The following is a 26,873-nucleotide window of genomic DNA, read 5'->3' as shown; positions in this document are numbered from 1 at the left end:
CCGTTGAACCGCATCCTTTCCCGCCGCACATTGCTCCAGGCGGCGAGCGCCGCGCCGCTGCTGACCATGCCCGCCCTCGCTGCCGCTGGCGGAACGGCCCCGCGGCAGCAGCGTGTGCGCTTGAAGGCGCCTTTCGCCATGCCCGATATCGAGGTGCCCGATTTCTCCGCGAGCCGGATCTTCCCGATCACCGATTTCGGCGCGCGGCAGGACGACCAGCAGCGCACCGGCATGGCCATCGACAAGGCGGTGGCAGCGGCCAGCGCTGCGGGGGCCGGCACGGTACTGGTCCCGCCGGGCCTGTGGCCGACCGGCAGGATCCACCTCCGCAGCAACGTCAATCTTCACCTCGCGAAAGGCGCGACGCTGCTCTTTTCCGACGATCCGCAGGACTATCTGCCAGCGGTGCAGACATCGTGGGAAGGGATCGAATGCTACAACTATTCGCCGCTGATCTACGCTTATGGGTGCTACAACGTCGCGATCAGCGGGCCGGGGAAGCTCCAGGCGAAACTTGAGCTTTGGAGCCGGTGGTACGCCCGCCCCAAGGCGCATATGGACGCATTGGTCGCGCTCTATCAGATGGCGCGCAGCGACAGGCCGGTGGCCGAGCGGCAGATGGCGGTGGGTGAGAACAACCTGCGGCCGCATTTCATCCAGTTCAACCGCTGCCGCAACGTGCTGGTGGAGGACATCTCGATAGAGGGCAGCCCGTTCTGGACCCTCCATCCGCTGCTTTGCCGCGACGTGGTCATCCGCAGGGTCAGGATCCACGCGCATGGGCACAACAACGACGGCGTGGATCCGGAGATGAGCCAGAACGTGCTGATCGAGGATTGCCAGTTCGACCAGGGCGACGACGCAGTATCGGTGAAATCGGGGCGCGACATGGACGCCTGGCGACTGGGCGTGCCCGCGAAGAATATCGTCATGCGCAATTGCCGCATCGTGAACGGCCATCAACTGATGGCGATCGGCAGCGAGCTATCGGCCGGGATCGAGAACGTCTGGGTCGACAACTGCCACTTCGTGGGAGACGGGCAGAAAAAGGACGGCACGGCGGTGCCGATCGACAACCTGCTGTTCGTCAAGACCAACGAGCGCCGGGGCGGCTTCGTCCGCAACATCCACATGTCGAACGTCACGGCCACGACGCTGGCCGGCAGCGTTCTGGCCGTGGAGACGGACGTGCTCTACCAGTGGAAGACCCTGCTGCCCACGTATGTCCGCAAGCTGACCCCCATCGAAGGGCTTAACGTTCGGGACGTGCAAGTCGGCCATGCCCGCTCGGTCTGCGCGATCGCCGGGGAAAGCGAACTCCCCGTGCGCAACGTATCGCTGCAAGGCGTGGAGGTTCGCGCGCTCACCGGCCCCGCGGTCGTCACGAAGAACGTCGAAGGCTTCACGAACCGCGCCTGAGCGGTGAGTGGCGAGCGGCCAGTGGCTAGGAACGCGGAACGCGGTATCAGAGGTCTTCCGCAAGGCGCAGGCGGTAGCCGATGCCTGCGTCATTGCCGATGATCCGCGGGCGCTGGGGGTCGGTTTCCAGCTTCTGGCGCAAGGCCCGGACCAGGACGCGCAAGTATTCGACATGGCGTTCTGCGGCGTCGGGCCAGACATGTGCCATGATCCGGTCATGGGTGATGACCCGGCCGGGGAATTCCGCGAGCTGGGACAGCACGGCATATTCCTTGGGGGTCAGGCGGACTTCGCGGCCGCCCTTCACGATCCGGCGCGAGGCCAGGTCGATAGAGAGATCGCCTATCACGAGAACGCGGCCGTTCCCGCTGCCGCGTGTCATTCTGCCTCGCAGCGCCGCGCGCGCGCGGGCGAGCAGTTCGGCGATGTCGAAGGGCTTGGTGAGATAGTCGTCGGCGCCAAGGTCGAGCGCTGCGACCTTTTCCTCTACCGCGTCGCGGGCCGAAATGACGATGAGCGCCTTGTCGCCATGCCGCTTGATCAGCGGCACCAGTTCCAGGCCATCGCGATCGGGCAGGCCGAGATCGAGCAGGACGAGGTCCGGCTCCTCCTGCGCCAGCAGTTCCAGCGCCTCGCGCGCGTTTTCCGCCGCCACCACGGCATAGTCCGCGTCCGCCATGGCCCTCTGCACGAGGGAGCGAATGTGCGGTTCGTCGTCGACGATGAGGACTTTCGGGGCCGTCATGGAAGGTCCTTGCTATCGAGAGGCACGCCGATCAGCGCTGCGGGAATGCGAATGGTGAAGCCGGGGCCCGGGGCCGCGTCATCGCCCGCCGCGTCCACCGACAGATCCATAGCCCGGGCGAAGGCTTTCACAATGCCCTGAACGCGCGCGGACCCGGTGGCGTGCTGGGGCGCGGCCCCGATTATCGAGAGCGTGATCGCGTCGGGCAGGCGGCGGCAGCGGATCATGAGTTCCGGTTCCGCGGCGCCGCCGGCGCTGTTCAGCAGGATGACGAGGCAATGGCGCAGAAGCACCGGGTCGAGCCGCACGGGGGGCATGCCGGGCGCGATGTCTATGGTCACTGCGGAATCCTGCCGTGACCGGCGGGTTTCGTGCAAGGCATCCGCGACGGCGCCGAACAGGTCCGTCGCTTCGGCTTGCACGGGCAGGGCGCCGGTTTCCAGGCGGGCCAGATCGATGAGCGCCGCTGCCAGGCGGTCGAGCCGGGCGGCCTCGGTTTCGATGATGCCCGCCAGGTCTGCCGAGGGACGGCGCTTCATGTCCCGGGCCGCGGCGACGATCGCCGAGAGGGGACTGCGCAGATCCTGGTCCAGCGCGGAAACCAACGCCGCGTTCAGCCCGTCCGGCGCGGCGATCCGGCGCGCCTGCGAATGCTCCGTTTCCAGCGCCATGCGGTCGAAGGCGATGGAGGCCTGGTCGAGCAGGCTCATCAACAGGGGCAGTCGGTCGGACCGGAGCGGGTCGCGGGCGTCGCTCCGGGCGATCCCGAGTACGCCGAGGACACCGCGCGCGGTGCGCAGCGGGTGAAACAGCCAGTCCGATGCGGTCAGCGTGGCGGAGCCGCGTCCGGCGGGCAAACCCCTGTCCAGCGCCCACTGCGCGGCGGCGATCTCGATCTGCCCCAGTCGGTCCTCGGGCGGAAAGGCGGCGCGAAGCTCGGGGCCCTGGGGGGTGGGGAGCAGCAGCACCGTCTTCACGTCGAGCAGCCGGGCGACTTCCGCGCAGATCGCCTGGAGCAGCGCCTCCTGCGTCGCCGCGGCGGTGAGCCGGCGCGAGAAGCCGGCCAGCGCGGCGTTCTGGCGCGCGCTCGATCCGGCAAGCTCCGCCTGCGCGTGGACGCGGGCTGCGAACTGGCTGGTGGCAAAGGCCACGCCCAGGAGGACGAGGATGGAGACGACGTTCTCCGGGTTGCTGACCGTCAGTGTGCCGGTGGGCGGCAGGAAGAAGAAATTGTAGGCGAGGCTGGCCGCGAGCCCGGTGAACAGTCCGGCGCGCAGGCCGAATGTCGCGGCGGCGAACATGACCGGCACCAGGAACAGCAACGCGATATTGCCAAGATCGAGCACTTCGACGAGCACCCGCCCGGCCGCGGTCACTGCGGCGACCATGAGCAGGGACCAGAGATAGTGCGACGGCGGCCCCCAGCGCCGGCGCGGGCCACGCTCCCTCCGGCCTCGCGGGACGGGCTCCGCCGCGAACGGCAGGACATGGATCGCCACGTCGCCGATGCTGCCCAGCAGACGGTCCACCGCCGATCCGCGCGGCCGCACGCGCCAGTGGGAGCGGTGAGACTTTCCGGGCAGGATCTGGCCAGTCATGATCTGACCAGTCACGATCTGGCCGATCACCAACTGGGTTGCGCGTTCCTGCCGGGCGAAGTCGCGCAGCCCTTCGACTACACCGACGGCCGGAATGCTGGCGGTGGACGCGCCAAGCCGGGAGGCCAGCGCCAGTGCTTCGGCCAACCGGCGGCGATCTTCCTCGCGGAACTGGCGGTCGCGCCGGGTCTCGATATGGACCGCGCTCCAGGGCGCCCTCAGCGCATCGGCCAGGCGCTTGCCCGCGCGAACCAGCCCGGCCGCGTGGGCATCCGCGCCGATGGCGACCATGATCCGGTCGCCCGCGGCGAAACTGCCTGCGAGGGCATGGGCGCGCAGGTGCTCCAGCATCTGCGCGTCGACCGCCTGGGCCGCGCGGCGCAGAGCCAGTTCGCGCAAGGCCGTGAGGTTGGATTTCGAGAAGAAGTGGCCGAGCGCCCGCGTCGCCTCATGCGGGATATAGACCTTGCCGTCCCGCAGCCGCTCGATCAACTCGTCCGGGGGAATGTCCACCACTTCGATCTCGGCCTGTTCGAGGATCGAATCCGGCACCGTCTCGCGCACGCGGACGCGGGTGAAGGAGGCGACGACGTCGTTCAGGCTCTCGACGTGCTGGATGTTCAGTGTGGAATAGACGTCGATCCCGGCGTCGAGCAGTTCCACCACGTCCTGATAGCGCTTGGGATGGCGGCTTCCGGGCGCATTGCTGTGCGCCAGTTCGTCGACCAGCACCAGGCCGGGGCAGCGTTCGAGAATGGCGTCGAGGTCCATCTCGTCCAGCGCATGGCCCCGGTGATCGACCTGCCGCCGGGGGATGATCTCGTGGCCGCCCAGAAGTGCCTCGGTGTCCCGCCGGCCATGGGTTTCGGCCACGCCCACGATGACGTCGGCGCCGGCTTCCCGGCGCTGGCGGCCTTCGGTGAGCATTTCCCAGGTCTTGCCCACTCCCGGTGCGGCGCCGAGGAAGATCTTGAGGCGGCCGCGTCCCTCCCGCGCCGCGGCGCGCAGGAGGGCTTCGGGTGAAGGCCGATCGGCTTCGGTCACGGCACGGGCTTGCGGCCGATGGCATCGAGCCGCCGATTGAGCATCAGGACGTTCACGCGCGGTTCGCCCAGAAAGCCCAGGATCGGCCGCTCCACGGACTGTTCGACCAGGGCCTCGACGGCCGCGCGATCGAGATTGCGGACGCGGGCGACGCGGTCCACCTGGTAAAAGGCCGCCTCGGGGCTGATGTCGGGATCGAGCCCCGAGGCGGAGGTGGTCACCAGGTCGGATGGAACGGGTCGACCGGGTGCCGCAGTCTGCAGCGCGTGAATGTCGCCCCCCACGCGCTCGGCCAGCACGCGCGAGGCGGGGCCGAGGTTCGATCCGGAGGAGGCAAGGCCGTCGTAGCCCTTGCCCGCTGCCGAGGGGCGGGTGTGGAAGTAGCGTTCGGTAACGAAGGCCTGCCCCACCACGGAGGAGCCGACGATCCTGCCGCGTTCCGCGATGAGGCTGCCGCCCGCCTGGGCGGGGAACAGGAACTGCCCCAGTCCGGTGATGGCCAGCGGATAGGCGAGGCCCAGCAGCAGCGCGAAGAGCACCGTCATCACGAGGGCCGGACGCAGCGACGAAAGGATATCCCGGTTCATTCCATGTCTCCTCAGGCGAGGCCCAGGCCGTTCACGGCCATGTCGATGAGCTTGATGCCGATGAAGGGCGCGATCAGTCCGCCCAGCCCGTAGAGCGCTAGGTTGCGCGCCAGCAGCGGGCCGGCGCCCATCGGCCGATACGTCACGCCCCGCAGCGCCAGCGGCACCAGGCAGGGGATGATCAGGGCGTTGAAGACGATCGCCGAAAGGATCGCGCTTTCCGGGGTGCCGAGGCGCATGACGTTGAGCACGCCGAGCCCCGGATAGAGCGCCACGAACATGGCGGGAATGATCGCGAAGTACTTGGCGACGTCGTTGGCGACCGAGAACGTCGTCAGGGCGCCGCGCGTCATCAGCAGCTGTTTGCCGAGGCCCACGACTTCGATCAGCTTGGTGGGGTCGCTGTCGAGATCGACCATGTTGCCCGCCTCGCGCGCGGCCTGGGTGCCGGTGTTCATGGCGACGCCCACGTCCGCCTGCGCCAGTGCGGGTGCGTCGTTGGTGCCGTCTCCGCACATGGCGACCAGGCGTCCGCCTTGCTGTTCCTTGCGGATCAGCGCCAGCTTGTCCTCCGGCGTGGCCTCGGCCAGGAAGTCGTCCACCCCGGCCTCGGCAGCGATCGCGGCGGCGGTCAGGGGATTGTCGCCGGTGATCATGACGGTGCGGATGCCCATGGCGCGCAGTTCGCCGAAGCGTTCGCGGATGCCGGCCTTGACGATGTCCTTGAGGAAGATCGCGCCCAACAGGCGGCCGTTCGCAGCGACGGCCAGCGGGGTGCCGCCCGCCCGGCCGATCTCGTCCGTCACGCGGCGCAATTCGGTGGCGGCGGCGGTGGCGGCGGCCTCGGGATGGGCGCGCAGGATCGCCTGGACCGCGCCCTTGCGAACCATGCGTTCATCGGTGTCGATGCCGGAAATGCGGGTCTGCGCCGTGAAGGGTATGACGGTCGCACCTTCGGGCAGCGCGTCCGGGCCAGGTCCGCATGTCTCGCGGGCGAGCAGGACGATCGACCGCCCTTCCGGCGTCTCGTCGGCCAGGCTGGCGAGCAGCGCGGCTTCGGCCAGTTCGGCCATGGTGGCGCCGCCGACCGGGCGGAACTCGCTGGCCTGGCGGTCTCCCACGGTGATCGTGCCCGTCTTGTCGAGCAGCAGCACGTCGATGTCTCCCGCCGCCTCGACCGCGCGGCCGGACTTGGCGAGCACGTTGAAGCGCACCAGACGGTCCATCCCCGCAATGCCGATGGCGGAAAGCAGCGCGGCGATGGTGGTGGGGATCAGGGTGATGAGCAGGGCGGCCAGGATCGCCACCGGCACCGTGCCGCCGGCATAGCTGGCAAAGCCCGGGATCGTGCCCACCGCGATCAGGAAGATGATGGTCAGGCCCACCAGCAGCAGGGTCAGCGCGATCTCGTTGGGGGTCTTCTGGCGTTCCGCGCCTTCGACCAGCGCGATCATGCGGTCGAGGAACCCCTGACCGGGATGGACGGTGACACGCACGCGGATCTCGTCCGAGATCACGCGTGTGCCGGCGGTCACGGCCGAGCGGTCGCCGCCCGCCTCGCGGATGACGGGGGCGCTCTCGCCGGTGATGGCGGCTTCGTTGACCGAGGCGACGCCCGCGATCACTTCGCCGTCGGAGGGGATGAGGTCGCCGGTCCGGACCAGTACCACGTCGCCGCGCCGCAGGGCGCTGGCGGGCACTTCCTCGTAGCGGTCGTCCGCGCCGAGGCCGTCTCCCTTCAGCCGCCGGGCGGTCAGTTCGGCCTTGGCGGCGCGCAGGGACGCGGCCTGCGCCTTGCCGCGCCCTTCGGCCAGCGCCTCGGCAAACGTGCCGAACAGCACGGTCAGCCAGAGCCAGAGCACGAGCTGGATCTTGAAGCCGGCGGCCAGTCCGTCATGCCCGGCGATCAGCAGGATCGTGAGCAGGACGGCGACGACGGCAGTGGTGAACATCACCGGATTGCGGATCAGTTCGCGCGGGTCGAGCTTGCGGAACGCATCGCCGATCGCGGGGAGGATCAGGTCTGCGGTGAAAAGGGAAGTCTTGGCGGATCGAGCCATGGGTTGATCCTCAGAAAAGCTGGCCGCGGATCATCGCGAGATGATCGGCAACGGGGCCAAGGGCGAGGCCGGGCAGGAAGGTCAGGCCGCCGACGATCAGCACGATGCCGATCAGCAGGCCGGTCCAGAGCGGGCCGGTGGTGGGGAAGCTGCCCGCGGTGGGCGGGGTGTGCCTGCGGGCGGCGAGGCTGCCTGCCACGGCCAGCATCGGGATGATGATGAAGAAGCGGCCGATCCACATGGCGATGCCCAGCATGCCGTCATAGAAGGGCGTATTGGCCGTCAGCCCGGCGAAGGCGGAGCCGTTGTTGCCGACCGCGGAGGTGAAGGCATAGAGGATCTCGGAAAATCCGTGCGGTCCCTTGTTCAGCGGTCCGGCCAGCCCGGCGGGCAGGACCGAGGCGAGGGCGGTGAAGCCCAGGATGACGAGCGGCAGGACGGCTATGGCCAGCACCGCCAGCTTGACCTCGCGGCTTTCGATCTTCTTGCCGACATATTCCGGCGTGCGCCCGACCATCAGCCCCGCCACGAAAACGGCCAGGATCGCGAACAGCAGGAACCCGTAGATCCCCGCGCCCACGCCGCCGACCACGACTTCGCCGAGCTGGATGTTGAACAGCGGCACCAGCCCGCCGAGCGCGGTGAAACTGTCGTGCATGGCATTGACCGCGCCGCAGCTCGCCGCCGTCGTGACAACCGAGAACAGCGCGGAAGCGGCGATGCCGAAGCGGACTTCCTTGCCCTCCATGTTGCCGCCGCCGAGGCCGAGATGATGAAGCACCGGGTTGCCGGCGGCTTCCTGCCAGTACGTCACGGCCGTGCCCGCCAGGAACAGCGCCATCATCGCGGCCAGGATCGCCCAGCCCTGGCGCGCATCACCCACGGCCTTGCCGAAAGCGTGAGTCAGCCCGGCCCCGATCGCGAAGATCGAAAGCATCTGCACCAGGTTCGTCAGTGCCGAGGGGTTCTCGAAGGGATGGGCCGAGTTGGCGTTGAAGAAGCCGCCGCCGTTGGTGCCCAGCATCTTGATCGCCTCCTGCGACGCCACGGGGCCGAGCGCCAGCGTCTGCTTCACGCCTTCCAGGGTCGTGATATCGACCGATCCCGCCAGGGTCTGCGGCACGCCGCTGGCGATGTAGAACAGCGCCAGCACGGCGCAGAGCGGCAGCAGCAGGTAAAGCGTCACCCGCGTCATGTCGGCCCAGAAATTGCCGATGCCCGCTGCGCTCCTTCGGGCAAAGCCGCGGAACAGCGCGAAGGCGAGCGCTATGCCGGTGGCGGCGGATAGGAAGTTGTGCAGTGTCAGGCCCAGCATCTGGCTGAGGTTCGACATCGTCGATTCGCCTGCGTAGCTCTGCCAGTTGGTGTTGGTGGTGAAGCTGACCGCCGTGTTGAACGCGAGGTGCTCGCCCACGGCGGGAAGGCCGCGCGGGTTGAGCGGCAGCAGCGCCTGCATCCGCAGCACGAGATAAGTCAGCAGGAGCAGCACGGCGTTGAAGATCAGCATGTGCACGGCGTAGCGCCGCCAGGACTGGTCCTCCTGCGGATCGATGCCGGAGAGGCGGTAGAAACCGCTCTCGACCGGGCCGAGCACGGCGTGGAGCGGGGTACGGCGGCCCTCGTAGAGCGCGAAGAGCCAGAGGCCCATCGGCCGGACGAGCGCCAGCAGCAGGCAGACGAAAGCTGCGATCAGCAGCCATCCCTGATAAGTCATGGGATCGCCTCCTAGAAGCGTTCGGGCCGCGCGAGCACGGCGACGAGGTAGACGAGAAGACCGAGCGCGGTTCCCGCGCCCAGCCAGAGATCGATGGTCATGGCTGCCTGCTCCTCACGCCCTGTCGCACAGCGCCGCGTAGCCGAGGCTCGCCGCCAGCAAGGTCAGGAAGAGGCCGATCCAGAGGATGTCCTGCATGGTGATGCTCCTGCACGCCCATCGCCGCGCAGTGCGGCGGAAGCGATTGCAGCAGCCCCGCTAGCCCCACCCGCCGTAAACATTCGAGACGAGGCTGGGGCCGGTCGCATAGGATTTGCATATGATGGCCCGCACGGGGCCGCTGCCTGGGCCGCCTGCTTCATGAGCCGCAAGTCCCGGCGGAAGGCGCGAACACTTGGCGCCCTCGCGAGTTGTTCCAGGCAAAGGAGACAGCGATGAAGAAGATATGGCAGCCGGGCGGCAGGGCCCGCTGGAACAGCCATGGCGGTGCGGCCCGGCATGACTGACCGGACCTGCGATGTCGCCATCATCGGCGCGGGCACGGCGGGCCTTGCTGCCGAGCGTGCGGCCCGGACCAATGGCGCCGCCACGCTGCTGATCGATCCGGCCTTTGCCGGCACCACCTGCACCACGGTGGGGTGCATGCCTTCGAAACTTCTGATCGCCGCGGGCCAGGCGGCCCATGCGGCCCGTCACGCGCAAGTCTTCGGCGTCCGCGCGGAGCCTGTCGTGGATGGCGCCGCAGTCATGGCGCGGCTGCGGGCGCTGCGGGACGGGTTCGTGGCCGGCGTGAAGGCCGAGTTCGAGAAGCTGCCCAAGGGCACGATACTGAAGGGACGCGCCCGGTTCGACGGTGCGGGCAAGCTGGCCATCGACGACGGCACCAGCGTCACGGCGAAAGCCGTCGTGATCGCCGCGGGAGCCAGACCCTCGGTTCCCGACTTCCTGAGCGAGGTCGGTCATGCCGTGCTGACGAACGAGACATTGTTCGAGCTTGAGGCGCTGCCCGGCTCCGTCGGCGTGATCGGCGCGGGACCCCTGGGCCTCGAACTGGCGCAGGCGCTGGCGCGGCTGGGAGTGGACGTTGCCGTGTTCGATGAAGGCGAGAGCCTGGCCGGACTGGAAGACGAGGCAATCGCGCAAAGCCTGCGCCAATGTCTGGAAGCCGAATTCGCCGTCCATCTCGGCGTGAAGCTCTCGGCGAAAGCCTCGGGCAAGCAGGTCCGCTTGTCCTGGACGGGAATGTCCAGGGGGGATGCGACTTTCGACCATATCCTGGCCGCGGCGGGGCGCCCTCCGCAGCTTGCCGATCTGGGGCTGGAAACCACCGGCCTCGCTCTCGACAAGCACGGCGCGCCGAAGACCGATCCGCGGACGATGCAGTGCGGCGATCAGGCCATCTTCATCGCCGGTGACGCTGAGCATGGCCGCCCGGTGCTGCACGAGGCGCAGGCCGAAGGCACCATCGCCGGTCGCAACGCCGCCCGCTTTCCCGAGGTGAAGCCGGGGCGCCGCATGCCGCCGCTCTCGATCATGTTCACTTCGCCCGCCATGGCCCGGGTCGGCGAAGTGCCGGAAGGCGCGGCAACGGTGCGCGGCGCCGCCTCCTACGAAGACCAGGGACGCGCCAAAGTCTTCGCCACGAACGCGGGCTGCGTGAAGATCGATGCCGATGCGAAAGACGGCCGGTTGCTGGCGGTCCAGATGGTCGGGCCGGCCGTGGAACACAGCGCCCATTTGTTCGCGCTGGCCATCGACCAAGGGCTTACCGCCGACCAGATGCTCGCCATGCCGTTCTATCATCCCACTTACGAGGAAGGCCTGAAACCGGCGCTTAGGGCGATCTGCGATGCGATCAGCGCACCCACCGCCTCCGACCGGGACGATGGCTTCATGCCCGGCGGATGACGGCCCGGCCCAGGTCCTGACTCTGGGCCGCCTAGCCTTCTAGTCCCCTAGTCCCCTAGCCCCTCCTCTGCCAACGCCTGCTGGATCGCGGCGCGCTGCGAGAGACGCTCGTAGTAGGACGAGAGGTTGGGCGGCAGGTCGAGGCCGACTTTCTCCCTGGCCCAGAACAGCATGACGAAGAGGTAGCAGTCGGCGACGCCGAACTGATCGCCCAGCGCGAATTCCTGGCTGGCCAGCGCATCCTCGAACAGGCCGAAACGCTTGCCCAGCTGGGTCTTCGCGGCGGACTTGGCCTCGTCCGAGGAGCCCGGCTTGAAGAAGGGCGCGAAGCTCTTGTGCAATTCGGTCGAGATATAGGCGAGGGCCTCGAGCGCCCGGAACCGGCCGAGCGGCCCCTGCGGCATGAGGTTTCCGACCCGGTCGGCGATATAGCCCAGGATCGCCACGTTCTCCGTCAGGACTCCCCCTGCGTCGAGGCCGAGGGCCGGGACGTAACCTTTGGGATTGACGGCAGTATAGTCCTCGCCTTCGGCGGTGGTGCGGGCCTTGAGATCGACTTTGTCGGTGGTGAAGGGCAGCTTGCTTTCGATCAGCGCGATATGGTCGGCAAGGCTGCAGGCGCCGGGTGCGTAATAGAGCTTCATGACGGTTCCTCTTCCTGGATCAGGCTTCAAGCGTCCGGGCCTTGCGATCGGCCCATTCCTTGCCGGCGTCCCCGCCCCACAGCAGCCAGGCGATGAACCCGGCCGAAGGGTCGCTGTTGGAATTCCACTTGTGAGTCGCGGTGTCCTTGTCCACGGCGTGACGGGCGAAGTAGCTGTGCATGGACTTCACGTCGCCTGCGCGAAGATCGTGGCGCCCGGCCAGCTGGTGCGCGCGCTCGACGCCCACTTTGGTCCCGCCGCGGCCGAATTTTTCGCGCAGGCGAAGCCCGCGTCTCGCGGCTGCGGCCATCTTCATCGTGGGCCTGAAATGCGGCTCGGTCATCCATCGCTCTCCCGATCTGACGACAGGTCAACGTCGCCAGGCATCGGGCGGTTTCGCTGCAGACGCGCGCCTTGTCGGTTTTCCCGGCCGGAATACCGGCGCGGGGCGACTACTTCGCGGCGTGAAGTGGCCGGTTGAGGATGGCCGGCGCGATCTGGCGGCTGGCCACTTCGCGCAGCACGAAGCTCGATCGGATGCGGCGGACATGCGGCAGCACCGACAGCTCCTTGCGGTAGATCATGTCGTAGTCTTCCAGCGACTGGACATTGAGGATCATCAGGAAATCGGTATCGCCGGTGACGAAGGCGCAGAACTGCATCGAGGGGCTGTCGAGCACGGCTTTCTCGAAGTCCTGCAGCACGGATTCGGCCTGCGAGACAAGCTCGATCGATACCATCACCAATGTCCCGTAACCCAGCGCGCGGACGTTGAGGTTGGCCGAGTAATGGGTGATGTAGCCCGCTTCCTCCAGGATCTTGCGGCGGCGGGCCACGGCGGTGCTGGACAAGTGCACTTTTTCGCCCAGCCACACGTCCGATGCACGGCCGTCCGAAACGAGCGCGCGCATCAGGCGAAGGTCGGTGTCGTCCAGTTCGTGCTGCATTGGCTTGCCGCGTGCTGCCTCAAGCCAATGCAGCTTGCTGGATTGCATATCCATCCTGATGAGCGCCCCTCTTTTTTGTTTCGAAACCATAGTGCCGGGTTTCCCTTCGATTTCAAACAAAAGGTGCGGGTCTGAGGTGTTATTCGGACAGAATGTTGTCGAACCAGCCGGTTTCGCCCCCGATCGGCATGCCGGCGGGGATCGGCGGACGTGGGCGGCTGAGCTTGCCGATCTCGGTTTCCAGCCGCTCGGGATCGCCGAGCAGGGCTGCCATGGAGACTTGCCACAGGCCGTCCTCGGAGCCGCTCCTGGCCCGGGCAAAGCCCTTTGCGGTATCCTTGAGATAGCCGTCCAGCAGCGCGGCGACGTCTGCGGGGGTCTCCGGATCGCGCCGGGCCGAGGCGATCGCCAGCAGGGCGGTCTGGGCGATCCGGCGCGAAACCGCATCGCCATGGGCGGCGATGACGGGCGACAGCTTGTCGAGCAGCGTGGCGACGCCGGGCTGGGCCGCATCGTAGCCGTGCTGGATGTGCAGGCGCGTCAGGCGCGCGGGGGCAAGCAGGCTGTCGAGCGTCATCTGCGCGCCCACTTGCGCGGCGACGAGCGGATCGAACACTGCCGATCCGGCCCCGCGCAGCACTTCGGGCGCTGCCTCGGCATCGGTGCGGGCGCTCGTGCCGCTGGACAGCAGCATGGAGAGCGCCGCCGGAACCGTCAGTTCGCGGGGGGAGAGCGTGGCGATGAGCGCATCCATCGCCGCCATCTGGTCGGCGGCCGGGACAGGGCGGGGCGTGTCGCGTCCATCGCCGACGACCGCGTATTCGTAGTTCACCCCGCCTACCAGCTTGCCGGTGGCGTCGATGGAATAGCGATGGAACAGCCAGATCGGCACGAACTTGCGGCGCAAGTTGGAGAGCGGCTCACCCGCCAGCAACACGTTCGGACCGAAGCCCGATAGCGCGAGCCGGCGTACCGCCATCGTATGCGCGAGATCGGCGGGGGTGTCCTGCCCTTCGGTCCACATGTTGACGCCGGGCACCGCGAGATCGGGGGCGCGGCCGTCGATGTCGGTGCCGTAGATCAGGCCGGCCTTGCGAATGGCGTCGGCCTTGGCCGCCGCTTCGGCATCGCCGTCGACGCCGGGTGCGGGCTGGCCGTATAGCCAGTCTACCGTGAACTTGTCCCACTTGCCGATGCCTGTGGCATAGGCATCGCCGAGGTCCAGCCGGCCGTCGGCGATGCCCACTTTAGGCCCCGGATAGTCCATCACCGAGGCGCGGTCCTGCAGGCTGGCCTTGAAGTTGTGCACGAAGCCGATGGCATGGCCCACTTCGTGCGCGCCCAGTTGGCTGATCCGAGCGAGCGCCACGCGAACCGGGTCGTTGGCGCCGCCGGTGTTGTTCTGCGCCGTGCCGACTAGGCCTTCGAACACGGTGATGTCCTGCCGCACGCGCAGCGCGCCCAGCACGACCACGCCCTTCACGATCTCGCCGGTGCGCGGATCGATCACGCCCCCGCCGTAGGACCAGCTGCGGTTCTGCCGGTCGGTCCAGTTGACCACGTTGTAGCGCACATCCTGCGGGTCGACGCCGGCGGGCAGGATGGCCACCTGGAAGGCGTCGATGAAGCCGGCTGCGTCGAAGGCATCGGCCCACCAGCGCACGCCGCTCGCCAGGGCGGAGCGGATCGGCTCGGGTGCGGCGCTGTCTATGTAGAAGACGATAGGCTTCCTCACCGGCGATCGGGCCGCGCTGGGGTCGGTCTTCTCCAGCCGGAAGCGGTTGGCATATTCCACCAGCATCGGGCTGCCCAGCGGCGTGCCGAAATCGTAGACCTGGGTGGCGTGGCTGCCGGAGCGAATGTCGAACTTGCGGGGCACGAAGCCCGGCTCGGGCAGGGCCACCAGCGAGGAATGGACGGTGACGCTCACGGCGCGGCCATCCGGGGCGAGCACGTCGAGTTCCTTGCCCGCGCTATCGGCGGTGAAGGTCTGGACGGTTTCGAACTCGACGTTCCGGGGAAAGACCTTGACCGACGCCGGGTCGAGGGCGCTCAGTTTCTCCGAGAGCTTGTAGCCCTTGGCGCTTTCGCCGATGGCGCCGGCAAGGTCCATGGCGTCGCTGGTGAGGAGCGGCGTCGCATCCACCGTCACGCCGCCGCCCGCTTCACTCACCACTTCGAGCATGGCTACCGTGCTGAAGGGGAAGCTCGCGCGGGCGCCTTTGGCCACTTCGGCATCGCCGCTCGCCCGGTAGCGGGGGTTTTCGAACAGCACCGCGACTTTGCCGCCCATGCGGCGGAAGACCAGGATCTTGGTATCGCCCTGCATGCCGCGGTCGATGCGGATCGCCGCCGAGCCGAGGCCGGTCTTGATCGCCTGCGTGAACAGGTAGCGGCCCGACAGACCCTCCGCGTCGGCCGCGGGCAGGGTCAGCAGCAACCGCCCCTTGGCGGCGTCGACCAGAACCGGAAGCAGGGCCCCGTCCGGCGACGAGACCACCGCGGCCGGTGCCGCCGCCACGGCCATGGGCGTGAGGCAGGCTGCGGCGCAACCGGCGGCGAGAATGGATTTCATGCGGGCGACGATGGACATCTTGGAAGGTTCCCCTGGGAGCGGACGTTCGAAGGACAACGAGACGGCGGCCCCTGTTCGCCGCGCTTGTCTCGCTCTTGCAGCAAGCCTAGCCGAAACCGGACGCAGCTTCCCCGAACTTATCGGGCCGGCCGCACCGCGCCGTGATGGAATCCTGCGCAAATGATCGCAAGGGCTTGAAATTCCGGCGCGGGCGCACTGCCTCTCGTGAAAGTCCCAGCCCTTAGGTGCGATGCTGCACTGCATTTCGCGAATCAGGCCATGGCTGATTTCAGGAACGTGCGTCTTCGCGAGAGCGGATGCATCTTTCTTGCGCGATATTGCTAATCGGTGATGAAATCCGTCACGAGGGGGTGAAAATCTCCTGAACTTTCGTGGGATCGTTCGCACCCTTGCGGATAGTATCGCAGTAGTCAGGCAGCAGTCCGGGTCGGGAGCAACCGACATCGAAGCGGACATTGCCGGATGATGGAGTGCCCGCGGATTTGGCGGGTGCGGGGAACAGGGGTTCCGACACAGTTGGGCGTCGACAAGGCACCGTGAGGGCGGTGCGTGTTCGCGCGCCTGTCCGGGGCTGCCAGTTCTCCATCCATCGGGATGAGGGCGCCTGTGGCGAGAAACAGTCACAGGGAGTTTTCGCGATGCGCAATGCAGTCCAGACCTCGCGGCGCCGAGGCAATATGGATACCTTTTCAGCGCGCTCGATCCGTGCCCTGCTGCTGGCAGGCGTGGCGGCGCCCTTGCTGGTGGCGACGCCGGCGCTGGCCCAGAGCGCTACGGTCGATGAGGAACCGGTCAACGATATCGTCGTCACCGGCTCGCGCATCGTCGGCGACGGCTACAGCGCGCCGACCCCCGTGGCGGTACTGGGAGAGGCGGATATCGCCGCCCAGGCGCCTGCGAACATCTCCGATTTCGTGAACCAGCTTCCCGCCATCGCTGGCAGCGGCACGTCCGGCAACAGCTCGGGCGGCCTGTCGAACGCGGGTGCGGGCATCAACTCGATCGGCCTGCGCGGCCTGGGCGTGGGCCGTACGCTGGTGCTGGTCGACGGGCAGCGCTCGGTGGCCTCGACCGTGGGCGGCACGGTGGACATCAACACGATCCCGCAGGATCTGGTGAAGCGCGTCGAAGTCATCACCGGCGGCGCCTCTGCCGCCTACGGTTCGGACGCAGTGGGCGGCGTGGTCAACTTCATCCTCGATACGGGATACGAAGGCGTCAAGCTGGGGGTCGATACCGGCCTCTCCACCTATGGCGACGCCTACAATTACCGTTTCACCGGCACGGCAGGCTTCTCGCTGCTGGATGACCGCCTGCACCTCCTGACCAACGTGTCCTACTTCAAGCAGACCCGCGAGGAGGGGATCAACCGTGACTGGAACGACAGCGGCTACTTCCAGATCAACAACCCCGCCTATGACGGCACCAACGGCGCGCCGCAGCGACTGGTCGGCAGCGGCATCGGCCCGGCCGGCTACACGGCAGGCGGTCTGATCTCCAGCGGACCGCTGCGCGGCACCTATTTCCTGGGCGAGGGGCAGACCGCCCAGCTCACGTATGGAACCGTCTCCAGCCCCTGGATGATCGGCGGCGACTGGCAGACCACGCTGGATGGCCACCTCGGCACCAATACCCTGGTCCCCCTCGATGAGCGACTGAGCCTGTTCCAGCGCGCCGGCTTCGAGATCACGCCGGATGTCGAGATCTTCGGGCAGTTCTCCTACAACCGCTCGGTCAGCGCCAGCTCGTATCAGCAGACGCCCAGCACCGGCGTTTCCATCGCGGCCGACAATGCCTACCTGCTCAGCCAGTATCCCGCCGTTGCCGCGGCGATGGCGGCGCAAGGGCTGTCCTCGATCACGGTGGGCACGTCGAATGCCGGCTTCCCCATCCCGGGCAGCAATATCAAGCGCGAGGTCTATCGCGGCGTCGTGGGCGCCAAGGGCCAGTTCGACATGTTCGAAAAGGCCATGAACTGGGATGTCTACTACCAGAAGGGCGTCACCAAGGCGCGCGAGGAGCTGACCAATACCTGGCTCAATTCCCGCATGGCCCTGGCGCAGGACGCCGTGTTCGACGGCACGGGCAATATCGTCTGCCGCTCCACCCTGACCAATCCGGGTAACGGCTGCGTGCCCATCGACAGGCTGGGTACCGACGGTCCCTCGCAGGAAGCGCTCAACTACATCTACAACGACGGCAACCAGCCGCTGCGCCACCAGACGATCAAGCAGGACGTTGCCGCCGCCACGATCTCCGGCAAGGCCTTTGCGCTGCCGGCCGGAGACCTTGCCTTCGCCACCGGCGTCGAATGGCGGCGCGAGCAGATCGACGGTTCGGTGGATCCGCAGTACAATTCCGGCTGGCTCTACGGCAACTTCCGCGTGAACCAGGGCAAGTACGACGTCTACGAGGGCTTCCTCGAACTCGACGTGCCCATCTTCGACGGCATGAACGTCAATGCCGCCGCGCGCGGCACGCATTACTCGACGTCGGGCTGGGTCGGCACATGGAAGGTCGGCGCCAACTGGCAGGCCATCGACTCCCTGCGCCTGCGCGGCAACATCAGCCACGACATCCGCGCACCCAACCTGGAGGAACTGTTCGCCGCCGGTACCGCGCGCACCAATTCGGTCATCATCCCGACCGGCGCCGATGCCCCGCAGACCGGATCGCTGCAATTCGTGCAGAACGCCTTCGGCAATCGCAACCTGAAGCCCGAAGTCGCCGACAGCTGGACTCTTGGCGCCGTGTTCGAACCGACGTTCCTGCCGGGCTTCTCGCTCTCGTTCGATTACTATTCCATCCGGATCAAGGACGCGATCGGTTCGATCACCGCCCAGCAGACCGTGGACTTGTGCTATGAGCAGGGGATCAGCTCCTATTGCCCGAACATCCATTTCGTGAACGGGCAGCTCAGCACGATCGACCTCACGCCGATCAACTTCGCGCGCCAGAAGACCAGCGGCTTCGACATCGAGGCCAGCTACGCGGTCCCGGTCGGCCCCGGCACCCTGCGCCTGCACGGGCAGACTACCCATTACATCAAGAACGTCGTCGACGACGGCATCAGCTTCCCGATCGACTATGCCGGCGTCCTGACCAGCGGCACGTATGCCTCGCCCAACTGGGTCTACCGACTGAGCGCCTTCTACGACATCGACCCGGTCAGTTTCAACCTGGTGGCGCGCGGCTTCACCGATGGGGTCTACGGCAACGACTGGATCGAATGCGACGGCGATTGCCCGGTCAGCACCGCGCAATACCGCACGATCAACGACAACTCGATCAAGGGCGCGACCTATTTCGACGCTTCGGTGGACTTCAAGTTCCCGGCGATGGGCGGGGTCGGACACCTGACCTTCATCGTCAACAACCTGCTGAACAAGGACCCCGTGCTCGTGGGTAACGGGCCTGACGGCAACAACGTGCCGGCTTACGCCCAGACCAACCGGAGCCGCTACGACGTGATCGGCCGCACTTTCCGCATGTCCGCCAAGGTCGAGTTCTGAGGTTCCAATTGCCGCGTTTTTCCATCGGGCGGCAGTGCCCGGTGGAAAAACGCTCCATGAGAGGATGATCGTATCATGAAGACGTTCAAGCGCCCGGCGTTCGCGGCCGCCCTTGCAGCCGCTCTCCTATCCACCGGGCTGGGCAGCGTGCCGGCCCATGCCGCCGCGCCCCAGGCGCTGAAGGACGAAGTCTCCGCCGAAGTGGAGGCCCAGCGCAAGCAGATCCAGGTCATGGTGGACCAGATCTTCAGCTACGCCGAACCCGGTTTCCAGGAAGTCCGGACGTCCGAATACCTCACCGGCATCCTGGAAAAGAACGGCTTCAAGGTGGAGCGCGGCGTTGCCGGCATTCCCACCGCCTTCACCGCCACATGGGGCAAGGGCGGCCCGAAGATCGCGCTGGGCAGCGACATCGACGACGTGCTCGGCGTCTCGCAGACCCCCGGCCTGCCTTACCTCAAGCCGCTGGTAGAAGGCGCGCCCGGGCACGGTGAGGGGCACAATGCCGGCATGCCGCTGATGGTGGCCGCGGCCATCGCGGTGAAGAAGGTCATGACCAGGCACGGGCTCGAAGGCCGCCTGATGCTCTGGCCGGGCGTTGCCGAGGAACTGCTGGCGACCAAGGCCTATTACGTGCGCGCCGGTTTGTTCAAGGATGTCGATGCCTCGATCTTCACGCATGTCAGCTCGGACTTCTCGACCGGCTACGGCGAGATGGGGGGCAACGGCATGGTCTCGGTGGAATATACCTTCCACGGCAAGACCGCGCACTCTGCGGGCATGCCGTGGGAAGGCCGCAGCGCGCTCGACGCGGTGGAGATCATGGATGTCGCCTGGAACTTCCGGCGCGAGCACCTGCCGCTGACCCAGCGCTCGCACATGATCATCACCAACGGCGGCGGACAGCCCAACGTGGTGCCGGACAAGGCCAGCATCTGGTACTTCTTCCGCGAACGCACCTTCGACGATATCCGCAAGCTCTACGAAACCGGCAACGATATCGCCAAGGCCGCAGCTCTGGCCACCGGCACGACGATGAGCCAGCAGACGCTCGGCTATGCGGCGCCCAACTTCGGCAACAAGCCGCTGGCAGAGGCAGCCTATGCCAATATCAAGGCGGTAGGCATGCCGAAATGGAGCGCCGACGACCAGGCTTTCGCCAAGGCCGCGCAGACCTTCAACGAGCGCAAGATGGAGCCGCTGAAGGACGAGGTCACCGAACTCTCCACGCCTGAAAACCGCAAGCCCTCCACGGGCGGCGGTTCCGACGACATCGGCGACATCATGTGGGCCGTGCCGACGATCACCATCCGCTTCCCGTCGAACATCCCGAACATGATCGGCCACAATTCCACTTCGGCCTTCGCGATGGCGACCCCGATCGCACACAAGGGCGTGGAAGCGGGGGCCAAGGCCGTGGCGATGACCGTGCTCGACATCCTGACCACACCGCAGCTGGTCACTGACGCCAAGGCCTATTTCACCGACGTCCAGCTCAAGACGGACAATTACGCGCCTGTCCTCACGGACAAGGACGTGCCCGCGATCTGGCTGAACGAGCGCAACATGCAGCTCTACCGCCCGCTGATGGAGAAATATTACTACAATCCCGCCAAGTACCCCTCGTACCTTGACCAGCTCGGGGTGAAGTATCCCACGCTGACGAAGCCGGCGGAGTGAGCCTAATGCGCAAGAAAGCCCTTGTCGCCGCCGCCCTTGCGGCAGCCTCGCTCCTTCCCGGCGCCGCCCAGGCCGCCGCGGATCCGGCGCTGAAGCAGGAAGTCAGCGCCGCCGTGGAGGCGCAGCGCAAGCAGATCCAGGTCATGGTGGACGAGATCTACTCTTTCGCCGAACCCGGCTTCCAGGAAGTGAAGACCAGCGAATATCTCGCCGGGATCCTGGAAAGGAACGGCTTCAAGGTGGAGCGCGGCGTTGCCGGCGTGCCCACGGCCTTCACCGCGACATGGGGGACCGGCGGGCCGAAGATCGCGCTGGGCAGCGACATCGACGGGTTGCTCGGCGTGTCCCAGGTTCCCGGCGTGGCGGACGTGAAGCCGCTGGTCGAGGGCGCGCCGGGGCATGGCGAGGGGCACAATTCGGGCATGCCGCTGATGGTGGCCGCGGCCCTTGCCGCCAAGCAGGTCATGATGAAGCACGGCATCCAGGGGCGGCTGATGCTCTGGCCGGGGGTTGCCGAGGAACTGCTGGCAACCAAGGCCTATTACGTGCGCGCCGGCCTGTTCAAGGATGTCGACGCGTCGATCTTCGCTCACGTCAACACCGGTTTCGGCACCGGCTGGGGCGATCTCGGGCTGACCGGCATGATCTCGGTCGAATACGAATGGAAGGGCAAGACCGCGCATTCCGCGGCCATGCCGTGGGAAGGCCGCAGCGCGCTGGACGGCGTGGAGCTGATGGACGTCATGTGGAACTTCCGGCGCGAGCATCTGCCGCTCACGCAGCGTTCGCACGATGTCATCACCAATGGCGGCGGCCAGCCCAATGTCGTGCCCGACAAGGCCAGCAGCTGGTACTATTTCCGCGAGAAGGACTTCGCCGCGCTGCGCGGTCTCTATGAGACGGGGAACCAGGTGGCCGAAGCCTCGGCGCTGGCCACGGGTACGACGGTGAGCCGCAAGGTCCTGGGCTTCGCCGCGCCGAACTACGGCAACAAGCCCCTGGCAGAGGCGCTCTATGCTAATATCGAGACGGTGGGTGTTCCGCAATGGTCCGCCGCCGACCAGGGCTTTGCCCGGGCCGTGCAGGTGAAGAACCACCTCAAGGTCGAGCCGCTGCCCGACAAGGTGGCGCCGCTTTCGACACCGGACACCCGCGGCAATGCCAGCTTCGGCGGCTCGGACGACATCGGCGACGTGATGTGGACGGTGCCCACCGTCACCATCGGCTATCCGGCGAACGTGCCGAACGTGATCTTCCACCACGCCACTGCCGCGATGGCGATGGCCACGCCGATCGCGCACAAGGGGACCGTGGTCGGCGCCAAGGCGGTGGCGATGACGATACTCGACCTCGTCACCACGCCGCAGCTCATCACCGATGCCAAGGGCTGGATGCGTGATGTCCAGCTGAAGGACCAGAAGTACGATCCGCTCATCGCCGCCACCGACATGCCCGCGATAGACCGCAATGCGCGCACGATGGCGCAGATCCGGCCGGCGATGCAGCCCAAATACTACGATCCGGCCAAGTACGATTCCTACCTGCAGCAGCTCGGCATAGACTACGAAGCCGCGGGTCGCGAAAACTCCGGCGCTTAGCCTCAGGCGCGCCGACCGGCCGGGGCCAAGATCACCCTGACGAAAGCCAACTGCCCCGGCCGGCTTCTTTCCTGGTACTGCGCTTTCGGCGGCGCCATCGGCTGGCCGCGCAGCCCGGCTGCCGGGCGGACATGGCCCGGAAGGCCCGTCGCGGCTGCGCATTAAACATTAGATATTCCGGGAAATTCGGCATAGCATCCGCCGCAATAATGGCGAGAGAGGGTGCGAAGCATGGATCCTGCAGAACCGGCAGGCGGCGCGTTGCAGCGTGTTGCCGAAGACCCGCGCTATCACGCGCTGGTGGCCCGAAGGTCGCGTTTCAGCTGGACGCTGACAGGGGTGATGCTGGCGGTGTTCTTCGGCTACATCCTGGCCATCGCCTTCCGCAAGGACCTTCTGGCGACGCCGATCGGCAACCATGTGACGACCTGGGGGATCCCGGTGGGTCTGGGCGTGATCCTTGTGGGCATTGCGCTGACGGGGATCTACGTGTCCCGCGCCAATCGCGAATTCGATCCGCTGCTGCAGGCCATCAGGAAGGATGCCGAACAGTGATCGCGCCATTCCGCATGACGCGCTGGGCCGCTGTCGTTTCCGCCTGCTGCCTGCCGCTGCCCGCCCTGGCCGATGCCTTGACGCAGGAAACCCGGCAGCAGGCCGTGAACTGGCCCGCCATCCTCATGTTCGGCGCCTTCGTGCTCTGCACGCTGATGATCACGCGCTGGGCGGCGGGCAAGACCCGGACCACCGCCGATTTCTACACGGCGGGCGGCGGCATCACCGGCTTCCAGAACGGCCTGGCGATCGCCGGCGACTACATGTCCGCCGCCTCGTTCCTGGGCATCTCGGCGCAGATCTTCGCGGACGGCTATGACGGGCTGATCTACTCCACCGGCTTCTTGGTCGGCTGGCCGATCATCCTGTTCCTGCTGGCGGAGCGCCTGAGAAACCTGGGCCGCTACACGTTCGCCGATGTCGCCTCGTTCCGCTTCGCGCAGACCCCGGTTCGGCTTTTCGCGGCCTTCAGCACGCTGGCGGTCGTCCTGTTCTACCTGATCGCGCAGATGGTCGGCGCCGGGCAGCTGATCAAGCTCCTGTTCGGCCTGCCCTACTCCTATGCCGTGGTCATCGTCGGCGTGCTCATGACGCTCTACGTGCTGTTCGGAGGCATGATCGCGACGACATGGGTGCAGATCATCAAGGCGGTGCTGCTGCTGGGCTGCGCCACCGTGATGGCCTTTGCCGTCATGGCCAGCTTCGGCTTTTCGCCGGACGCTCTGTTCGCCAAAGCGGTGGAAGTGAAGACGATGCTGGCCGGGCAGGCCGGGGCAGACCCGGCCTCGGCGGCAGCGAAGGGCCGATCGATCATGGGGCCGGGCAATTTCATCAAGGACCCGATCTCGGCGATTTCCTTCGGCATGGCGCTCATGTTCGGTACGGCGGGCCTGCCGCACATCATGATGCGCTTCTTCACCGTGCCCGATGCCAAGGCGGCGCGGAAGTCGGTGCTCTGGGCCACGGGCTGGATCGGCTATTTCTACCTGCTCACCTTCATCATCGGCTTCGGCGCCATCGTCATGGTCGCTACCGAGCCCGCATTCCTGGACCCGCTGACGGGCGGCCTGCGCGGCGGGAGCAACATGGCGGCTCTCCACCTGGCCGACGCGATCGGCGGCAATCTGTTCCTCGGCTTCGTCTGCGCCGTGGCATTCGCGACGATCCTGGCCGTCGTCTCGGGGCTGACGCTGGCCGGCGCATCGGCGGTGAGCCACGATCTCTACGCCTCGGTCCTGCGCAAGGGACAGGCCAGCTCGGCGGAAGAACTGCGCATTTCCAGGCGCACGGTGCTGGTTCTCGCCGCAATCGCGATCGTGCTGGGCATTCTCTTCGAGAAGCAGAACGTGGCCTTCATGGTCAGCCTGGCTTTCGCGCTGGCGGCTTCCGGCAATTTCCCCGTGCTGCTTCTGTCCGTGCTGTGGAAGGGCTGCACGACGCGCGGGGTCGTCTGGGGCGGTTCGCTCGGCCTGGCCCTCGCGCTCGTGCTCACGGTTCTTTCGCCCACGGTATGGGTGACGGTGCTGGGCAATGCAGAGCCGGTGTTCCCTTATTCCTCGCCCACGTTGTTCTCGATGCCGCTGGCCTTCTTCACCATCTGGATCGTCTCGCTGCTGGACCGGTCCGGGCGGGCGGCGGTGGACAGAAGCGGCTATCCGGCACAGCGCATCCGGTCGGAAACCGGGATCGGCGCAGCAGGCGCCAGCGCGCACTAGGCGAATTGCAGCGGCCGAGGAACGGCCGGGCGCAAGCCGCGTTGAGAGGGAGGAGGGGGGCAAGCCGGAGCCGATGCTTTGCCCAGTTACGTTCTAGTCGCAGCGGGTGCCTTGGGTGCTGCCGCCCTCGGGTTCGCGGCGACCAGCGTGATTCCCACGCATATGAAGATGCCGGAGGAAGCCGCGCAACGGTCAGGTTCTTCGGATGCGCTGCCCGCCTACGATCCGGCTTATGGCGAATCGGGAAGCGGAGCCTCTTTCGTCAGCGATACCGGCTTCACCGGCCAGGGCATGCCGCGATGGCTGGAAAGCCAGGACGACCATGGCACCGGCGCGGACGGCCAGCTCTGGCAGGCCGCGACATATGGCGCCGCGGGGCAGAGCTTCGATGAGGCCTATTCCGCAGCGGAAGATCCGCTGTCCGACGATCCGGGATCGACATCACCGGACAAGGCCTCCGAAGCCGCGGCCGCCGCCGCGCGGGCAGCGGCTGAAGTCAGGGAAGCCGAAGTGGGCGAGCTGGAAGCCCCCCGCGCGCCCGTTTCGATAGCCCCGGTAGCGAATGCCTCAACCCCGAACTCTCCAACCTCGAACTCTTGGGCCCCGAACTCTTCAACCCTCCCCGCCACAGCGGTTCCCTACTGACCGGCTCGTTTCATTCCGCCGCCTTGCGACCGCCTTTGCTCAGGCGCCATTCGGGCGGGTAGAGCGAATCGTTGTCCTTCACGGCATTGTTGAGACCCCGGCCGAACGTCTCCTTGTTGAGCGTGAATTCGTCGGCATCGTTCTTCACCTGGGCCAGCATCGATTCCAGCCATGCGGTCATGATCGAGCCCATGTATTCGCCCTGCTGCTGCTTGTAGGTCTCGAACAGGGTCTTCTGCATGAAGACGACGTCGGTAGGCCGCGTGATCGAGCAGGCATGGGCATATTTCGCGACTTCCGCCTCGAGCCGGTCCCGTGGGACCACGCTGTTCAGGAAGTTGCAGTCCTGCATCTCCTTTGCGGTGAAGGGGCGTCCGGTGAAGACCATCTCCTGGAACTTGCGCAGGCCCATCATCTGGGCCCACTGCCACATGCGCGGGGCCCAGCCGACATAGCGGAACGAAGGATGGCCGAAGAGCGCATCGTCGGACGAGATCACCAGGTCGGCATCGGCGGCCTGATAGAAGTGCCAGCCGTAGCAATAGCCCTTCACCTCCAGGATGCTGATCTTCTTGAAGTCCTGCAGCGTGCGGCACCCGAAGTTCGAATTGGCGTATAGCTGCGTCAGTTGCGCCAGATAGCGATAGCTGCCCTTGGGGGGATAGCGGACGTCTTCCCCCGCACCGATGCGGAATTCGTGCAGCAGCGAATATTCGCCTTCCGCGGCCAGCATCTCTTCCTGTTCGGGAAGGTCTGCGCCGCCGCCCAGGTTGTTGCCGGCGCCGCGGATCACCAGCACCTTGACGTCATCGTCCACGTTCGCGCGGTGGATGAGATCGGCATAGCGCAGCCGCGCCGCGGTGGTGGGTGCGTTCAGGAGGTCCGGACGATTGAGCGTGATCGTGGCGATCTTGGTGGCGGTATCCTTTTCGTAGAGGATGATGTCCTCCGGGTTCGGGCGATCCGCTTCAGCCATCGTCTTCTCCTTTTCGCGCAAGGACGCTCATTCGGCGGCCCGTCCAGATTTTAGGCCGACTTCGGCCCATCACTCGGCTTGCGGTCCTGCGGCGGCAATGACTGGCAGTGAACTGACACGACCCTCTTCGCGCCATCCCGCCGCTACCGGCCGGTGAAGGCGGGCGCGCGCTTTTCGGCGAAGGCTCGGGCGGCCTCGGCGAAATCCTGGGTTAGCAACCCCAGGACCTGGACGTGGTTCTCCAGTTCCAGGGCGTTTTGGAGCGGGGCATCGAGATTGGTCCACATCACCTGCTTGGTGTGCTTGACGGCATAAGGCGCGTTGGCCGCGATCGTTCGTGCCACTTCCAGCGCACGGTCGAGCAGGCTGCCGGGTTCTGCCAGATGGCTGACGAGGCCGATAGCCAGCGCTTCCTCGCCGTTTACGGCGCGGCCGGTCAGCATGATCTCGAAGGCCCGGCCGGCGCCGATCAGGCGGGGCAGGTGATAACTGATACCGCATTCGCCCGCGCTGAGGCCCAGTTTCACGGCTCCGACCAGAAACTGCGCAGACGGCGCGGCGATGCGCACGTCGCAGGCGAGCGCAATGCCCAGACCGGCGCCCACCGCTGCCCCCTGGATCGCCCCGATGACCGGCTGGCGCATCTTGCGGATTTGCTCGATCAGGCCCGAGAACACTTCCTGAAGCGCCATCCATTCCGGCGCGTTTTCCGGCCCTTCCGCAATCGCCGCCTTCAGGTCTAGGCCCGCGCAGAACGTCGCGCCGTCTCCCGCCAGCACGACGACCCGGCACGCATCGTCGGCGTTCACGCCCGCCAGCGCAGCCGTCAGCTCCTGCGCCATGGCGACGGTAAGCGCGTTGCGCGCCTCGGCGCGGGCCAGCCGTACCACGGCCAGGTTCGCAATCCTTTCGACGGTGATAAAGGCCATG

20 protein-coding genes are annotated in these 26,873 nt (G+C 66.7%); 8 read left to right on the top strand and 12 right to left on the bottom strand.

All coding sequences use genetic code 11. The features are described 5' to 3' along the window. The first annotated feature begins 3 nt into the window (after positions 1-3). Positions 4-1,419: a glycoside hydrolase family 28 protein gene (locus tag EDF58_RS15305; RefSeq protein WP_207913005.1), complete on the top strand. Its 1,416-nt coding sequence runs from the start codon at positions 4-6 to the stop codon at positions 1,417-1,419. Positions 1,420-1,465: 46 nt separating this feature from the next. Here the strand turns inward: EDF58_RS15305 and EDF58_RS15300 are convergent, their stop codons facing one another. The 6 genes from EDF58_RS15300 to EDF58_RS15275 are packed head-to-tail and all read right to left on the bottom strand — an operon-like array spanning position 1,466 to position 9,268. After that, a complete protein-coding gene (locus EDF58_RS15300) occupies positions 1,466-2,164 on the bottom strand; it encodes a response regulator transcription factor (protein ID WP_132267099.1) in 699 nt (232 codons plus the stop codon). Continuing rightward, on the bottom strand, positions 2,161-4,806 hold the full coding sequence (locus tag EDF58_RS15295; RefSeq protein WP_132267097.1) for a DUF4118 domain-containing protein: 2,646 nt from the start codon (positions 4,804-4,806) through the stop codon (positions 2,161-2,163). Before EDF58_RS15295 ends, EDF58_RS15300 begins: the two co-directional genes overlap by 4 nt. Beyond that, positions 4,803-5,393 carry a potassium-transporting ATPase subunit KdpC gene (gene kdpC / locus EDF58_RS15290; RefSeq protein ID WP_132267095.1) on the bottom strand — a complete coding sequence of 197 codons (591 nt, stop codon included), beginning with the start codon at positions 5,391-5,393 and terminating at the stop codon, positions 4,803-4,805. Before kdpC ends, EDF58_RS15295 begins: the two co-directional genes overlap by 4 nt. Positions 5,394-5,404: 11 nt before the next feature. Beyond that, on the bottom strand, positions 5,405-7,453 hold the full coding sequence (gene kdpB, locus EDF58_RS15285; protein WP_132267093.1) for a potassium-transporting ATPase subunit KdpB: 2,049 nt from the start codon (positions 7,451-7,453) through the stop codon (positions 5,405-5,407). Between the two features lie 10 nt (positions 7,454-7,463). Then, positions 7,464-9,167 carry a potassium-transporting ATPase subunit KdpA gene (kdpA, locus tag EDF58_RS15280; protein ID WP_132267091.1) on the bottom strand — a complete coding sequence of 568 codons (1,704 nt, stop codon included), beginning with the start codon at positions 9,165-9,167 and terminating at the stop codon, positions 7,464-7,466. A gap of 11 nt (positions 9,168-9,178) precedes the next feature. After that, a complete protein-coding gene (locus tag EDF58_RS15275; RefSeq protein ID WP_132267089.1) occupies positions 9,179-9,268 on the bottom strand; it encodes a potassium-transporting ATPase subunit F in 90 nt (29 codons plus the stop codon). Positions 9,269-9,665: 397 nt separating this feature from the next. Here EDF58_RS15275 and EDF58_RS15270 point away from each other — a divergent pair, with 397 nt between their 5' ends. Next, the gene (locus EDF58_RS15270; RefSeq protein WP_132267087.1) at positions 9,666-11,075 is read left to right on the top strand and encodes a dihydrolipoyl dehydrogenase; all 1,410 of its coding nucleotides are present in this window, start codon (positions 9,666-9,668) and stop codon (positions 11,073-11,075) included. A 47-nt stretch (positions 11,076-11,122) separates the two neighbouring features. Here the strand turns inward: EDF58_RS15270 and gstA are convergent, their stop codons facing one another. From gstA to EDF58_RS15250, 4 genes are all read right to left on the bottom strand, one after another. After that, the gene (gene gstA, locus EDF58_RS15265) at positions 11,123-11,719 is read right to left on the bottom strand and encodes a glutathione transferase GstA (RefSeq protein WP_132267085.1); all 597 of its coding nucleotides are present in this window, start codon (positions 11,717-11,719) and stop codon (positions 11,123-11,125) included. Positions 11,720-11,738: 19 nt separating this feature from the next. After that, a complete protein-coding gene (locus tag EDF58_RS15260; protein ID WP_132267083.1) occupies positions 11,739-12,062 on the bottom strand; it encodes a hypothetical protein in 324 nt (107 codons plus the stop codon). A 109-nt stretch (positions 12,063-12,171) separates the two neighbouring features. Beyond that, on the bottom strand, positions 12,172-12,720 hold the full coding sequence (locus tag EDF58_RS15255; protein ID WP_243654277.1) for an Lrp/AsnC family transcriptional regulator: 549 nt from the start codon (positions 12,718-12,720) through the stop codon (positions 12,172-12,174). 85 nt (positions 12,721-12,805) lie between these two features. Further along, positions 12,806-15,259 (bottom strand): zinc-dependent metalloprotease, encoded by a 2,454-nt coding sequence (locus tag EDF58_RS15250; protein WP_132267081.1) that lies wholly within the window; start codon positions 15,257-15,259, stop codon positions 12,806-12,808. A gap of 641 nt (positions 15,260-15,900) precedes the next feature. Here EDF58_RS15250 and EDF58_RS15245 point away from each other — a divergent pair. The 6 genes from EDF58_RS15245 (at position 15,901) to EDF58_RS15220 (ending at position 24,967) form a co-directional block, all read left to right on the top strand. Then, entirely contained in the window at positions 15,901-18,774 is a 2,874-nt protein-coding gene (locus EDF58_RS15245) for a TonB-dependent receptor (protein WP_207913002.1), read from the top strand. Positions 18,775-18,849: 75 nt separating this feature from the next. Continuing rightward, on the top strand, positions 18,850-20,454 hold the full coding sequence (locus EDF58_RS15240; protein WP_132267080.1) for an amidohydrolase: 1,605 nt from the start codon (positions 18,850-18,852) through the stop codon (positions 20,452-20,454). Positions 20,455-20,459: 5 nt separating this feature from the next. Then, positions 20,460-22,052 carry an amidohydrolase gene (locus EDF58_RS15235; RefSeq protein WP_132267078.1) on the top strand — a complete coding sequence of 531 codons (1,593 nt, stop codon included), beginning with the start codon at positions 20,460-20,462 and terminating at the stop codon, positions 22,050-22,052. Positions 22,053-22,283: 231 nt separating this feature from the next. After that, positions 22,284-22,607, top strand: coding sequence for a DUF485 domain-containing protein (locus EDF58_RS15230; protein ID WP_132267076.1), 324 nt, complete (start codon positions 22,284-22,286; stop codon positions 22,605-22,607). Between the two features lie 14 nt (positions 22,608-22,621). Beyond that, positions 22,622-24,322: a cation acetate symporter gene (locus EDF58_RS15225; protein ID WP_132267240.1), complete on the top strand. Its 1,701-nt coding sequence runs from the start codon at positions 22,622-22,624 to the stop codon at positions 24,320-24,322. A gap of 78 nt (positions 24,323-24,400) precedes the next feature. Then, positions 24,401-24,967 carry a hypothetical protein gene (locus tag EDF58_RS15220; RefSeq protein WP_132267074.1) on the top strand — a complete coding sequence of 189 codons (567 nt, stop codon included), beginning with the start codon at positions 24,401-24,403 and terminating at the stop codon, positions 24,965-24,967. Between the two features lie 10 nt (positions 24,968-24,977). Here the strand turns inward: EDF58_RS15220 and EDF58_RS15215 are convergent, their stop codons facing one another. Continuing rightward, the gene (locus EDF58_RS15215; RefSeq protein WP_132267072.1) at positions 24,978-25,943 is read right to left on the bottom strand and encodes an enoyl-CoA hydratase/isomerase family protein; all 966 of its coding nucleotides are present in this window, start codon (positions 25,941-25,943) and stop codon (positions 24,978-24,980) included. Positions 25,944-26,086: 143 nt separating this feature from the next. Then, the gene (locus tag EDF58_RS15210; RefSeq protein WP_132267070.1) at positions 26,087-26,872 is read right to left on the bottom strand and encodes an enoyl-CoA hydratase/isomerase family protein; all 786 of its coding nucleotides are present in this window, start codon (positions 26,870-26,872) and stop codon (positions 26,087-26,089) included. Position 26,873: the final 1 nt, after the last annotated feature.

This window comes from Novosphingobium sp. PhB57, from assembly GCF_004342985.1.
In the GTDB taxonomy this organism is placed as follows: Bacteria; Pseudomonadota; Alphaproteobacteria; order Sphingomonadales; family Sphingomonadaceae; genus Novosphingobium.
This window is presented reverse-complemented; position numbering and strand designations above follow the sequence as displayed.

What these genes read in the sequence shown, in the direction of transcription:
- EDF58_RS15270 (WP_132267087.1), top strand. Translation starts at nt 9,666, where the DNA reads ATGACTGACCGGACCTGCGATGTCGCCATCATCGGCGCGGGCACGGCG.
- EDF58_RS15230 (WP_132267076.1), top strand. Translation starts at nt 22,284, where the DNA reads ATGGATCCTGCAGAACCGGCAGGCGGCGCGTTGCAGCGTGTTGCCGAA.
- kdpA (WP_132267091.1), bottom strand. Translation starts at nt 9,167, where the DNA reads ATGACTTATCAGGGATGGCTGCTGATCGCAGCTTTCGTCTGCCTGCTG.
- EDF58_RS15260 (WP_132267083.1), bottom strand. Translation starts at nt 12,062, where the DNA reads ATGACCGAGCCGCATTTCAGGCCCACGATGAAGATGGCCGCAGCCGCG.
- EDF58_RS15225 (WP_132267240.1), top strand. Translation starts at nt 22,622, where the DNA reads ATGACGCGCTGGGCCGCTGTCGTTTCCGCCTGCTGCCTGCCGCTGCCC.
- kdpC (WP_132267095.1), bottom strand. Translation starts at nt 5,393, where the DNA reads ATGAACCGGGATATCCTTTCGTCGCTGCGTCCGGCCCTCGTGATGACG.
- EDF58_RS15250 (WP_132267081.1), bottom strand. Translation starts at nt 15,259, where the DNA reads ATGTCCATCGTCGCCCGCATGAAATCCATTCTCGCCGCCGGTTGCGCC.
- EDF58_RS15210 (WP_132267070.1), bottom strand. Translation starts at nt 26,872, where the DNA reads ATGGCCTTTATCACCGTCGAAAGGATTGCGAACCTGGCCGTGGTACGG.
- gstA (WP_132267085.1), bottom strand. Translation starts at nt 11,719, where the DNA reads ATGAAGCTCTATTACGCACCCGGCGCCTGCAGCCTTGCCGACCATATC.
- EDF58_RS15300 (WP_132267099.1), bottom strand. Translation starts at nt 2,164, where the DNA reads ATGACGGCCCCGAAAGTCCTCATCGTCGACGACGAACCGCACATTCGC.
- EDF58_RS15255 (WP_243654277.1), bottom strand. Translation starts at nt 12,720, where the DNA reads ATGGATATGCAATCCAGCAAGCTGCATTGGCTTGAGGCAGCACGCGGC.
- EDF58_RS15240 (WP_132267080.1), top strand. Translation starts at nt 18,850, where the DNA reads ATGAAGACGTTCAAGCGCCCGGCGTTCGCGGCCGCCCTTGCAGCCGCT.
- EDF58_RS15215 (WP_132267072.1), bottom strand. Translation starts at nt 25,943, where the DNA reads ATGGCTGAAGCGGATCGCCCGAACCCGGAGGACATCATCCTCTACGAA.
- EDF58_RS15275 (WP_132267089.1), bottom strand. Translation starts at nt 9,268, where the DNA reads ATGACCATCGATCTCTGGCTGGGCGCGGGAACCGCGCTCGGTCTTCTC.
- EDF58_RS15245 (WP_207913002.1), top strand. Translation starts at nt 15,901, where the DNA reads ATGCGCAATGCAGTCCAGACCTCGCGGCGCCGAGGCAATATGGATACC.
- kdpB (WP_132267093.1), bottom strand. Translation starts at nt 7,453, where the DNA reads ATGGCTCGATCCGCCAAGACTTCCCTTTTCACCGCAGACCTGATCCTC.
- EDF58_RS15235 (WP_132267078.1), top strand. Translation starts at nt 20,460, where the DNA reads ATGCGCAAGAAAGCCCTTGTCGCCGCCGCCCTTGCGGCAGCCTCGCTC.